Annotated in this window: 6 protein-coding genes; 1 reads left to right on the forward strand and 5 read right to left on the reverse strand. The window is 45.1% G+C overall.

All coding sequences use genetic code 11. The features are described from left to right. Nucleotides 1–3 precede the first annotated feature (3 nt). The 4 genes from PHE24_02055 to PHE24_02070 all read right to left on the reverse strand — a co-directional run bounded on the left by PHE24_02055 (nucleotide 4) and on the right by PHE24_02070 (nucleotide 11,172). A complete protein-coding gene (locus PHE24_02055; GenBank protein ID MDD4901896.1) occupies nucleotides 4–4,797 on the reverse strand; it encodes a hypothetical protein in 4,794 nt (1,597 codons plus the stop codon). A gap of 175 nt (nucleotides 4,798–4,972) precedes the next feature. After that, nucleotides 4,973–6,970, reverse strand: coding sequence for a hypothetical protein (locus PHE24_02060; GenBank protein ID MDD4901897.1), 1,998 nt, complete (start codon nucleotides 6,968–6,970; stop codon nucleotides 4,973–4,975). A gap of 153 nt (nucleotides 6,971–7,123) precedes the next feature. Then, nucleotides 7,124–9,805 carry a DUF4012 domain-containing protein gene (locus tag PHE24_02065; GenBank protein ID MDD4901898.1) on the reverse strand — a complete coding sequence of 894 codons (2,682 nt, stop codon included), beginning with the start codon at nucleotides 9,803–9,805 and terminating at the stop codon, nucleotides 7,124–7,126. Between the two features lie 170 nt (nucleotides 9,806–9,975). After that, nucleotides 9,976–11,172, reverse strand: coding sequence for a glycosyltransferase family 1 protein (locus PHE24_02070; GenBank protein MDD4901899.1), 1,197 nt, complete (start codon nucleotides 11,170–11,172; stop codon nucleotides 9,976–9,978). 216 nt (nucleotides 11,173–11,388) lie between these two features. On the opposite strand from PHE24_02070, the gene PHE24_02075 reads away from it, so the two are divergent. Further along, nucleotides 11,389–12,360: a hypothetical protein gene (locus PHE24_02075; protein MDD4901900.1), complete on the forward strand. Its 972-nt coding sequence runs from the start codon at nucleotides 11,389–11,391 to the stop codon at nucleotides 12,358–12,360. 342 nt (nucleotides 12,361–12,702) lie between these two features. Here the strand turns inward: PHE24_02075 and PHE24_02080 are convergent, their stop codons facing one another. Next, nucleotides 12,703–13,275, reverse strand: a complete 573-nt coding sequence (locus tag PHE24_02080; protein ID MDD4901901.1) for a metal-dependent hydrolase — start codon at nucleotides 13,273–13,275, stop codon at nucleotides 12,703–12,705. Nucleotides 13,276–13,373: the final 98 nt, after the last annotated feature.

Consider the following 13,373-nt stretch of genomic DNA (forward strand, 5'->3'; position numbering starts at 1 on the left):
TTTTTACTGTATTTGGCAAAGAGGCAACACGTTAAAGATAAAATCACTGAATTCGACATGCGGATGAGCGGAACCTTGAGCATTATCAGGAAAGGAGGCATAGATGTTCAAAGCTTTAGGATTGTTAGGATTACGCCGAGCGGTACTGCATTGATTTATGCCCGAAATATCGCAGGAAATTGAATCAGCCGGCAGCACAAAATTATTAACGCCATTAAGATCAACGGTACCACCGACACCGCCAAGAGGATTTAAATCGCCGCCAATATTATAAGTAACGCCACCCTTGAGCATATTGTCAAGTATCGAACTTTCGATCCTGGTATAAATCTGTTCAGTCTCTGCCCCCGGGTTGGAACTATTTAAATTCTTAAAAGAGTAGCTGCTGGCGCCATTGGCATAACAATCCCTCAACTTTGTCCCGTTCTTATCGTAATCACTTGACCACTGGCAAACAATATCGGGGCCACTGCTGCCAAACGGGAAATCGATCGCATAGATTTGAATGCCGTAACTTTTCGCCGTTTTAACGCTATCAAGCGAACCGGACGAATCTATCCCGTCACTAAGGATGATGATGTATTTTTGACTGGCGCCGTAACACCCCAAAGTCTCATCAGTATCACAAGCATGCAGCATTTCCGTTGCTTTGATAATCGCTTCATTTGCTCCTGATTCGTTAGTCCCGTTTTTGTTATAATCGAGGTAAAAATCATATTTTCCCACAGCAGCATACTCGTATTGGTAATTTAAATTTCCCAAAGAATCAGAATTTCCATTCTTAAAATTAACCAAATTTTGAACATCACAAACCGGTACGGTCGATTGGGCCGTGCAAGAACCAAAACTTAGCGATCCCACGTAAATATTGCTTCTTTTTCCTTGACCGGCGCCATTAATATCATTGCTCATATTATAAAAACCAGTCAATCCGGCTTGAACTGCGGCTTTCAAGTTAGTCATATTAAATCGCGGCGGTCGTTGAGCTGCGGGATTTTCAAACCAGCCAAGATTGGACGCGTCTGTCACAAAAACCACTGCCTGAATATCGGGATGTTTTCCTTGAGCGTCGAAGTACTGGGCGGTAAATGATCCGCTCTTCACGCCGCGGCTATGGAGAATGTCATCCGATAACTGAAGTTGTTGTGTCTGACTCGGACCAATATTTAAAGTATTAGGAAGCGATATGGGTGAAGTTGGACCATCAGTTACCCATTGGCATTTATTGCAACAATTTGTGCTTAAATTGCTAAAATCGCATTGCTCGCCGAAATTAGTGGCGGAATGTTTAAGGATCATGATCGGATTAGATTTATCATTAGCAGTTTCTTGCGCGCCCTTAGAAAGTAATAGGCCGTCTTGGGCAACGCCATCGCCGCAGAAGCCGCCGTTGGCGGTAGCGCATTTATTGGTACAACCGTATTGCCAGAGAAAAGAGGACATGGAAGTCGTCGGCACGTTGCCCAAAATCAAACCGTTGTTATTTTTATAATTTTGGGCGCATTGCGGGGCCGTGAGCGGATTAGAAACGCCGGTGCACCCGCTGGCCCGAACGCACGCGACATAATCAATGCTGCCGTCTTTATTCAAGTATGCTCCGCAGTCGCAATCTTCATAGCCGTCGTTGGCATGGCCACCCTTGCTTTCGAAATTAGGAAACTGTTTGATTCCATCGCCGCAATAATTATTAACGCGCAGCGGAAAGGTGACCGTCGGGCTTGTCGCCCCATAAATATCAGACGCGCTGATCGTTATGTTATAGGGAACGGCGCTGGCGCTATCTTGAGTTGGCATGCCTCTGATAGTGTTGCCGTGTAAATACAGGCCGGAGGGAAGGCCATTGACCGTAATGGCTACTTGCTGGCCTTCGGGATCGGTGGCGTTAATCGCGCAACCGGTGTTGCCGTTGGGATTATCCATGTAAGTCATTCCCACCCGGGTGCTTTTATCGCAATTGAATGCCATGATGACCGGCGGTTTGTTAGTAATCTCCAGGCTAAACTGCTGACTGGTATAATTTTCGCATGGCGGCAAAGTATCAGACGCGGCTATCGAATAATTTTTTTCCAAGCCTGATTCATCAAAATAAGGCAAATCGTCTTTGGCTAAAGAGGCGATCTGATAATCAGTTTCCGGCGCCAAGGCAACGCCGGAATTTGATAAACTTTTATAATGCGTCGGACTATTCGGATTAGTTATATCCACAATTTCCAAAGTATTATCTCCCTGGCTGGCCACATAAGCATAGTTGCCGCTGACCTTAACCGAAACCGGATGAACCAAATGCGCGCCGCCATCGCCATTATTGATAATTCCCGCTTGTCGCATATTCGACGGATCAGAAATATCTATTATCTGCAGCGCACCGCTGTTATAAAGCGGCAAATAAGCATAATGTCCGTTGATTTCCAGGGAATACGGCCTCCCCGGCGAAGAAAACGATCCGGCAAAAGCGGGTGAAGTTTTGCTGGAAATATCAATGGCAACAATCGAAGCATCTTTCCAGTCATTTACAAAAGCATAATGGCCTGATAAAGCTGTTGCCAACGGCTGATTCAGGCTATTGCTGGTCAAACCCCCGATCAATGTCGGATTGGCAGGATTATTAATATCCACTATCTGGAAAGCATAGGCGCCGCCATTCCTTCTGGTTACGTAAGCGTAACCATTGTTGGTTATGACCGAATAAGGCTGAACGATAGCGACGCTATTGACGAATACGGGTTTGGTTTTATCGGAAACGTTAATAACGGAAAGGTTGCCGCCTTCCCAATCGGCCAGGTAAGCATAATTATTAACTACTGAAACGCCCAACGCGCCCGTCAGCTCGCTTAAACTGCCGGCGTGGGTGGGATTATTTTTCTTGGAAATATCCACTATTTCCAAAGCATTGTCGCCATGGCTCGCGATATAAGCATAATTGCCGGCGACGTACACAGAACCGGGATTACGCAACAGAGCTCCGCCATCGCCATTCTTGATTTGGCCGACCGCTTTAGGATTTGCCGGATTGGTAATATCGACGATGAGCATCGAGCTTCCCGCCCAGTTAACTACATAAGCATAATTATTGCTGATGAAAATATTATTGATAAAATCAAAATACGGCTGAGAAAGATTATTGGCTGGCGGAGTCGTGGGCTGAGTCGACGCCGAAACACAATTAGCCGTATTTTTAGCCGTGACTATTACATTATATTTTTCCGGAACAGCGACCGCGTAAGTCGGAACGGAAACATCGCAGCGGGCTCTGCCGTCGGAAGTAATAGAGAGCGGCTGATTGCATTGCAAGTCGATGATATTTCCCTGAACGGCAAAATCAAAAGTTAAGCCATCGTAATTTTTTCTGGAATTAAAAGCGTAAACGGGGAAATTAAGCTGTTTGCCCACCGTGACTTTTTGGTCGGCGACCGGATAGATAAAGCTCGCCCGCGAGCTGATATTGATTGGGCACGATTGAGAAAGCTGCCCGCTAACGCTGTCGCTTTTGTAAACGACCGTGATATCGAATATTCCGCCATCAGCGGCGTTAGCAGCGTCAATTTCTATTTTATGCGGGTCAGCGGTGCTCTTATAAGTGTAGCCCCGGGGCAGATTGTCAACGCGGAAGATGGATGGATTGTTTTGCGGATCGTTAACCGACACAAAACCGGTAAACGGCTGGTTTTGAGCGCCGATCAAGCTGCCGCAGCTGATAACCGGAACCGGAACGCGTGAATTGCTGCCGGGACAATAATCACTGGTAAAATCTCCAGTGGGATCAACAACGTATAATCCTGATTCCATTTCGGCGCAGACATTGAAATTTTTCCCCTTGGCATCGGTCGAATAGACTAAAACCCGGCTATCATAGGGCAGAGTCGGAGTTAGGTCGACAAATGAGCCGGCAAAACTTTTATCTTTGGCGTCCCAGCAAGTTAGCGGATCATATTTGGGATCGCCGCATCCGCCGATGAATTTATTGATCGGATCAAGGGGCGGGGCGCCGCCGATCTCGGCGGCGAATTCCTGATTCCAAGAAGGCCAAGTGGAAATTGTTTTTCCGGTCAGGTAAGTTCCCGAACCGAGCAGCGGATAATGGCCGACGCGATTGTTGTAAGAATCGATCTTTGATTTTAAATCACTGATGTCGCCCAAGCGCTTGATATCGCGGGTAATTCTGGCTTTTAAGCTGCCGCAATAACCGCCGCCGCAATCTTTATCCACCAAACAATATTGCTGACATGATCCCCGATTGCAAGTAAAGCCGTCGGGACAATCCCCGTCAGTACTGCAGGACGCGTTATCGCTCGATCTGCCGAAACAATTGCCATGTTCGGTTAAATTGGTATTAAAATTCCAATTGCTTAAAATTTTATTGAAGACCGTGATCGTTTCCGGACTTGCTTCTTGATTATACGAAATTAAGTAAATATTAGTATAAAGTTTGCTTTGCGAACCCAGGGCGCACGAACCGCTTGTCCCGTCGCAATCACTATCGCTGGCGCAGCTATTTCCATTATAAGCGTAGCTGACGCAAGTCGAATTAACGTTGGCCACGTTCACGAAAACTGTCCGGCCGTCTTGAATAGCCTGATAGCCGTCAACCGTGAGCGGCGTGGGATTGCCGGTGAATTTTTTGCTTTTATACCAAGCTAACGGACTAAGGTGCTGGGGATTGGCCAGAACCCTGACGGCGATGGCATCGCCTTCCGCCGCCGCGTCTTTTTTTTCAAAAACAAAAAAACCGGTCACAAACAAGACGGCGATCATCACCGCTAAAAACGACTTAAATATTCTGTTTGTTTTTCCGGGCATATGGTTTATCTATGCAACTATACTATATCACAAAAAATATTATTTTTGAAATTTGAGTTTGAGTAATAATTTATAGTTGATTGGTTAATTAGTTGATTAGTTGTGTTTCAAAATAATTATCAAATAACATCGAAACCAGATGCTATAAAACTAATTAACCAATTAACTAATTAACTTATTTGACCCGTCCGTCGCTCGACATGCCGGCGATACTGTCATCTTCCAGCTTGGTGGTTTTCGGCACCGAATTCTTGGAGAGCGGCGCGCCGGTGTTCGCGTCGGTAGCCGTTACTTTCGACCCCGAAATCAAAACGATGATTTTATTGCGCTGGTCTTCGGCGGGAGTCAGACTGACGTCGAATTCAGCGCTGGCTTGAAAAACCGTGATGGGCAAGCGGCCGATCAGCCAGGTAACTTTCTTTGTGGAATTATCATAAGTCAAGCTGCCGACCGAGGTGCGATTACGAGCGCTCCATTCCACTCCGTTAGGCAAAACGGTTTCTACGCCGACCTCATTGAGATCATGCAAATTATTAGTCAAATTCCAATAAACTTTAAAGGTGGTAGTCTGGCCGACCGTCGGCGGCAGCGGACCATCGCCGACCGGCAAATTATTCTCGTCAAAATATCTGACCTGCTCTTTGAAGCCAAGATCGCTGTTGATGATGCTATTGATCGTATTGCTCTGATTGTCAATTCCGGCCGAAGATGAAGACGCGGTCGACGAACCGATTGCTCCTAACTTATCCAAGCCGCCCACCGCATACTGCGCGTAACTCGTGATCTTGAAACTTTTCCCCAGATCATTTTCTTTAAAAGGCAAAACATTGATGGCAAAATCGATCATTCCATTTTCGCCCACGTCAATCTTGCTCAAACCCGGAATTTCATTCTTGGTCCAGGTGACGGTATTCCCCATTTCCCGGCCTTTGCGGGCGTCGCTCAAGGTCGTCCAATCGATAAAATCGCTGTTCAATACCGCCATGATCACCACGTCCTGCATCGGGGCTTCGCCCTTATTGGCATAAGCGATGGAATAATTCAAAGTTTGGCCGAAATTCACCGCCTGATCATCGTTGGAACCGTTCAAGATCAAATTCAAATTAAGATCGCTCTTCATCACCTGAAAAGGGATCACTTGCGTGAGAAAAGGATAATCTTTATTGGCGATATTTTGGACAAAGGTCAAAATTATCTGTTGATTATCCGCGGTCTTATTTTTGATATGGTATTTTATGGTAAATTTTTCTTCCTTAGCCTGCAAACCGGAAATCAGCCAACTGTTGCCCGTCGGTTCTTTGACTTTTTCCACTTTGAGCGAGTTGCCGTTTTCCGCGCCGGCCGCGCCGTTATTGACGATCGTATCGTCCAGCACGATATTATCATCCTTCTGCATCCGCATCGTGAACTGGGGCAGATAATCGGCCTCCAGCGGTTTCAAATTAATGTCGATCCTTTCTCCCTGGCCCACCAAAGCCGTATTGGAAAAATCAAAAGTTGGTTCAAAGCCGATATCTTTGACCACCACGCTGGCGGAATTGTCTTTCTTGAATTCACTGGAAAAATTTTCCGGCGTATAGAGCATCTGTGCCAGAAAAATGCCAGCCGCCCCGACTTTATCGATAATCTTGCCCTTGATGATTATTTTTCCCGAGCTGCGCGCGTTGATCCGGCCGATATTCCAAGTATCATTATTGACATCGGCCGGCGGATTAGCGCTGGTAAAAACAAAATTACCCGGATAGTCAGCCTTGATATTCACGTTTTTCAGGCCAACATATTCTTGATTATTATAACTCAAGATAAAACTCATATCCTGTCCGGCCGAAATCGTATCCGGAGCGGCAACAGTAAGATCCACCGCCGTCGAATCAGTGCCGCGATTATAAACGATATAATAGAAGGCGCCCAGACCGAGAACGATTATTACCAAGGCGAAAACCAAAAGATTGAAAAACCAAAAAACGATTCCCTGTTTCCGGCGAATGTTCATGCGATTAACATCGATCTTCTGGCCTTGATCGTCTTGATAAATTTCGGACAAGCTGTCTTCGATCTCCGTTTCCCGTTTTTCTTCCATTTCTTTGTGCAGCTTTTTTCTTCTGGCCAATAATTTTTTGGCCAGATCCGATTTGCCCTCGATGTTTTCTTCGACGCGGACTTTGATACCCATAGTTTGGTTAATTGGTTGATTAGTTAATTAGTTGTTGGACAAATTAGCTAATCGACTCAAAACAAGAATCGGCTTAAAAATAATTCAATTTTTTTATAAAATAATCTTGATAACACTACAACTAATTAACTAATTAACCAATTAACTAATCAACTAATTACCTTCAATAACCGCTGCCCAATATTTGTCGCTGTCCAGCTTACCGCTCGCTTGCCAGCCGTTCGTGCCGATCGTCAAATCGGCGGGATAATTCCAATCGACTTTAAAATTGTCCGACAAAACCAGCGTGGAACTGACGATAGTGGAAACGGCGCCCGGCTGTTTCTGCCACATTAAAGAATAAACCAGCAGATCCTTATTTTCGGTTTTAACCATTTTATCAATCAACCCCTCCAGTCCCGGCCTGACCACGACCGGTTCGGTTTTCTTTTCTAACTTAAACGGCAAGCGATATTTAATAATAATGACCGCGGTTTGGCCCGGATCGACCATGCTCCAGTTGGCAAAAACGGTTTTGCCGCTGTCAAGATAAATCGTGGTGCTCGCGTGCGCGCTGTCGACAAAAGCATTGTCCCCTTCTTCGGCCGCGACATCAGGATCAAGCTGGCCGCTCGGATCGGGAATATTGAAATAAATCTTGTCCGGCGCTTGCCAGCCGCTCGCGTCGATCAATTGGCTCCCGGCCGGAACATAAATTCTCAGCCAATCAACGTTACGCTCGCCGGAAAAAAGCTGGCTCGTTGTCGCCGTATTGGCTCGCGTGATGGTCACGGTATCAATGATCGTTCCGTCAGCGGCGACATCAGCGCGCTGGTCGATCGTTTCTTTCATCAAGCGATCGCTCTTGCCGCCGGCGATATTAGTATCAGCCACTAATAAATAATCCTTACTGGTTTCTTTGATCCGGCCGCCCCAATTTCTCGCCTCAACTTCGGTTTGCAGATCCTGATCGGTTAAATACAACAAAATCTGCTTTTCATTCAAATCCAATTGCAGACCGGATAAGAGCGCGACGAATTTATCGCGGTCAAGGCGCCGGGGAATTTCCGCCATTAATTTTTGGATGAATTGGCCGATCACCTTTTTCGGCTTGTTTTCCGCCAGGTCATAAGGCAATTTCGCGTCAGCCGCTTTTTCTTGTTCGATGACCGTCCGTAAATTCGTCCAAAGATTATCGGCGGTCATTACCAGACCGTTAGTGTCAGTCATATCGATCGGACCGATAACCTGCAAAATACGCTCAAGCACCGTGGGCGTAAAAGCAATTACGCCATCCGTGGTCGGGCCGCCGCTCTTGGCATAAAACCAGCTTAACTTTTGCGCGCTTTTTTCCCAATCCGGCCACCAGTTGGCGTCCCAAAAATACCAGCGCGGATTGACCAAGGTTAAAGGTTGCGGCGGAATAATATATTTGCTCATTCCCCCTTTTGTGTCATAACTGCCGCCTGGCGGCGCTTCAATGCCGGTGATTTTTCCCCGGCTCAAATCAAGGAGAGCGTAGCTGCCGACAAAACCGCCGCTGGCCCTCATCTCGGCATTGTCTTCAAAGACGAGCAAATAGCGTTTATCTGCCTGGGCGCCGAGAAAAATATTTAATTTCTTCACCAAATCGATATTTTTCGACAGGATCATGTTCAAATCCGCCGCCTTTTGCTTCAAGGAATTGAATTGATCGTGATAAGCGGCCGGGATGGCGTTAACGTCGATCCTGGCTATCTCATCATTTATTTTTTTCGCGTCAGCTTCGGCTAAAACTTCATATCGCACAAAATCATCGATCTTGGCCGATAAAGCCTGGTCGTTCCGCTCCAGCAAGCTGTTGACCGCCAAAGTTAAATTATTTCCCAAACTCGCGGCATCTTCGCCGGCGGCGATGATTTCCCGGCTTTGCGCGGCCAAGCGGATCTCGCTGTTGGGAATAATTTTGCCCAGCTCAAAAATAATGCCGCTCACGGCCGAGAGATCGTTATTGGCCTGAGCAAAGCTTTCCCGCGCGGCATCGAAATTTTCACTGGCTTGTTTCAAATCTAATCCGTTTGCCGCGGCCGCCGCCGATTGCAGATCAGTGATGGCGCGGTCAGTCGCGCCCAAAACTTTGCCGCGCAGATCCCTGACCCCGACGGTATTATATAAATTCAATAGTCCCAGCGGCAGGATGATCAGCAAAGATAGAAAAACAAAAGTGAAAATATGGCGGAAGGGATGAAACTTTTTCTTTTTTAATTCCTCCGCCAGCACCCGTTGATAGAGATAATCTTCGGTGGTGCGGCCCAAAAGATAATGGATAACTTCGCGCGGAAACGACCAAAGCGATTGCCAGAAAACGCCGAACGAACCTTCGCGCGACGCCTCGAGCGAAGGAATGTTTTTTTTCTCGCGTTTTTTATCGGCCATCTTTCTGATAATGACGCCCCTCGCGCGCTTACCGCCCCGTTTCTTGGCCTGCCGAAAAAATATCAATTTGCCGATCCGCCAGAATAAAATCCAAATAAACCGGATAATAAATAGCGGCAGCCACCAGAGTTTTAAAACTCTGGTAAAAAAATTAAAAAATGAAACTAAAACATTTTGTTTTTTTTCTTCGTCATCCTCGTCCAGATATTCCTTGACGATTTCCCGCTCGATAAAATCTTCTTTCTTTTCCAACTTTTTATAATGACGCAAAAAATCAACGTGATGCGTCTTTTCTTTTTTGCCAAAAAAATTCAGGCGGAAAACAAAAAATCCGCCCTTAGTCTTTTGGGCAAGCGTAATTTCCGCTTTATTTTCCGGCTCCCGCATTTTCTTCAGATCAACCACGCGGCCGGCCTCATTTTTTTTGAAAAAATCATCCATTTTTTATTAAATCCAAAACATAAAATCCTAAATCCAAAACAAATTAAAAAAATTAAAATCTAAAATTATAAAATTTTTAATCTTTGATATTTAAATTTTAGATTTGTTTTGAATTTTGTGCTTAGGGTTTTGGATTTCTAAAAATTCAAGAAACATATCTGCTTAGTAGATCAAGATAGCTTCAATATACCGTTATAAACTTCTAAAGTCTGTCTGGCGCATTCCCACCAATTATATTTTTTAATCTGCTGGTGTCCTTTTTTGATCAGTACTTCGCGCAATTCTTGGTCGGCGTACAGGCGATCGATCTTCATAAACATATCAGCTTTATCGGTCGGATCAAAAAATAATGCCGCCTCGCCCAAAATTTCCGGCAGGCTCGCCCGGTTGGAACTCGCTACCGGGCAGCCCTTGGCCATCGCCTCCAAAGCCGGCAAGCCAAAACCCTCGTAAAACGAAGGAAAAACATAAAACAGCGCCTGCCGATAAAGAACTTCCAATTCCACGTCCGGAACATAGCCCGTGAAAATCACCGGGGACTCGGGTACGTTTTCGTTCCAAAGATTCAAGCTCGCCGCCTTTTCTTTCAATCGCTTGTAAAAATAATCCTCCTTGCCCACCAAAACCAGCCTTAAAGCCGGATATTTTTTGTGCAATTCAACAAAAACTTCGAGCAATGCTTCCAGATTTTTATGCGGATAAACATTGCCAACATACAAAATAAAGTTGTCAGCTATATTATAACTTAAAAGCGTCTTCCTGTCATCCATTTTTTTGACAAAAAGAGAATCATTGCCATGCGCCAGATTGGCCACGCCTTCATAAGTGACAACGACCTTGTCCGGACCGATCTTGAACTTGTCAACCACGTCTTTTTTGGTGAATTCCGAAACTGCGATCACCTTGCGGGCGCGCTTAACGGCCAAGGCGATAACGATCTGATAAAAAAAATTTTTTATTTTATACAACCAAGGCGATAAGGTGCTGGCGCGGATCGTGGGAAATTTTGTCAGGATCAAATCATGGATCGTCACCGTGAATCTTACTGGCATTAAAATCGGCACGTTAAAATGCGGAAAATGCATCAGATCAAGGCGCTCTCTCCAGACCAAGTATGGCAGGGAAATTTGTTCCGCCAAAGAATACCAGCGAGCCGTTACGGCGATTTTTTTTACTCGCGGCTCGGCTGACTCGAATTCGTCAAAATTTTGCGGACTTAAAAAGATCACGTACTCGTTTTGTTGATCGATCTTGATCACATTATCCACGACTTCCTGGACATATCGCCCCAATCCTTTGCCCAAAGGTCCGTAGAAACGGGCGTCGATCCCGATCCGCTTGGCTCTCATTTTTTGCGCATTGATCATAATGCCATTATATCAGGCTGATTACCCGCTTACAATGTGCATAACCTCTCTGGAAACGGCGATTTATAGTTGACAGAAATTGCAATAATACTTTAAATTTTAAAAACCGCGATCAGCCGGAAAAACAATGCCCAGCTGAAGGGACGCGAGCCATTTTAAGAATTGTGATTTTATGCTAAGCTATCGACAGATTAAGCGACAATCGCGCGCTCGGTTATGAATAAAAATTTTAAAAAAATATTAAGCATCAGCCTGGGAATACTATTCCTTATTTTTCTGATATTATTGCCGCAAATTTTAATCCAGAGCACGGTCAAAAGCGTCAATCTGGCGGTAAAATTAAAAAATGACGTGACGCGGAAAAAAATCGGCCAGCCGCCCATCGCGACGATCGAACCGATCGAGAAAGTAGGATTTTATCATTTTCTTCCCGGCGCCAAAACCTATTATTTGGGCTCTATCGACCAAGATCTGAACTGCCCTTCCTGTTCGGCTAAAACCGGTTCGGCCGGAACGACTTTGCGGCCCGAAGAACAAGTGATTACTGAAGCTGAAAATACGGGGGCGGAAATAATTTCTCTGGCCGATTCTGACTTCCAAAATACCAACGATTATAATTTTAATTTAGCCCGGCTGGCCAAACAAAACGGTTTTCACACCACCCTCTCTTACGACGGCTGCTTGGATTTAACAACTCTAAAAAATATTTTGCCCTTTCTGGACGCGGTAAAAATTGAAATAGGCAATAGGGAAAATAATTATTGCGCCAAAATTTCCGGGTCAGAACTTTCCGCCAGCGAAGCAAAAATTCAAGCGATCAAAGCCTCGGGCGTTCATCTGGAAATTGTCGATTATTTGAATCTTGCTTCGAGCACGACGATGGAAATAAATAAATTCATTACCGCGATCAGTGACAGCGCGGGAAAAGATTCGATCATTCATTTTTCTTCCAATGACGGGGCCGCCGCCGCTTCCACTACGCCAATGATCATCGCCGCCCGCGAACAAGCGCTGCGCGCCGGGTTCAAATATGTTTATATCGGCGGCTTTGATTATCCGCTGGGGGAAAATACTTATTGCGCCGACGGCACGGTCGCCTTGAATCGCCAAGACGATTATTTGCTGAAAAATAATCTTGTCGATGGCAAATGCGCCGACGACACGGCGATACCGGGAATCTGGAAATAAAAAAATATAACGCGAATACTACAAATTATACGCGAATACAGCGAACCATTTTTAATTCCCCTCTTGCTTGCCCCGCAAAGCGAAGCGATGCGTGGGGGAGGGGTGGCCCGCCCCGGGCGGGACGGGGTGTGTTATTAGTTTCGCAGAGTTCGTGGTATTAGCGTAAAATTCGTTGTATTCGTGTTATATAAACAAGGTTGATATTTTTAAAAACCTCGCCGCAAATTGGGCGAGGATTTTTTATTTTTAAAATGCAATACTAATAAATACGAATACATACTAATATGACGAATAATTTTTTAGCACGCATTCGTCATATTAGTATGTATTCGCAGATTAGTATTACATCTTCAACAAATAAAATAGTGGCAATAAAATCGCCAAGACTAACGAACCCCATTCGAAGATCGCCCACCACCAGGGCACGCCATAAGTATCCTGGCGCAGGGAAAAATAATCGCGCGCGAACCAGTCGTCAACTTCGTATTTACGGATGTGATGATCGCGATCTTTATTATCCTTAAATACCATGAGAATTTTTCCGCCATAAAAAAGTTTGAAAACTTTCTGCGAAAAAGGCAAAAATAATTTTACGCCCCAGCCGATCCCGAACAGATCTAAAAGCGGATGAGTCAAGGCCGCGACGCTGATCAATAAAGAAATTTTCCAGCCGCCGATCAGCCAGGTCAGCAGAAAAATTATCAGCGGCAATAAAAGCGAGTGGGAGAGATTGTCCCGATGCAGATGAAAATATTTCGAACGGTAGTTTAATTTTTTGTTGAGAAAATAACTCAAAATATCCGGGGAAAACCCCCAAAAAGCGCCAACGATCAAAAAAAGCGGCGTAATGTCAAAACCGAGCGCCTGGCCCAGAAATAAAAAAATTAATTCTCCGGCAATTAAGTGCTCAAACATTTTTTAGTTGATTAGTTGATTGGTTAATTAGTTGTATAGCATATTTATTTCTCTAAAATAAAAACATTACAACTAATTAACTAATCAACTAATTTACT

It is taken from the genome of Patescibacteria group bacterium, assembly GCA_028707065.1.
Lineage (GTDB): Bacteria > Patescibacteriota > Patescibacteriia > Patescibacteriales > WJLG01 > JAQTUZ01.

Coding starts and splice junctions, on each gene's coding strand:
- PHE24_02070 (MDD4901899.1), bottom strand. CDS start 11,172: ATGATCAATGCGCAAAAAATGAGAGCCAAGCGGATCGGGATCGACGCC.
- PHE24_02060 (MDD4901897.1), bottom strand. CDS start 6,970: ATGGGTATCAAAGTCCGCGTCGAAGAAAACATCGAGGGCAAATCGGAT.
- PHE24_02065 (MDD4901898.1), bottom strand. CDS start 9,805: ATGGATGATTTTTTCAAAAAAAATGAGGCCGGCCGCGTGGTTGATCTG.
- PHE24_02055 (MDD4901896.1), bottom strand. CDS start 4,797: ATGCCCGGAAAAACAAACAGAATATTTAAGTCGTTTTTAGCGGTGATG.
- PHE24_02080 (MDD4901901.1), bottom strand. CDS start 13,275: ATGTTTGAGCACTTAATTGCCGGAGAATTAATTTTTTTATTTCTGGGC.
- PHE24_02075 (MDD4901900.1), top strand. CDS start 11,389: ATGAATAAAAATTTTAAAAAAATATTAAGCATCAGCCTGGGAATACTA.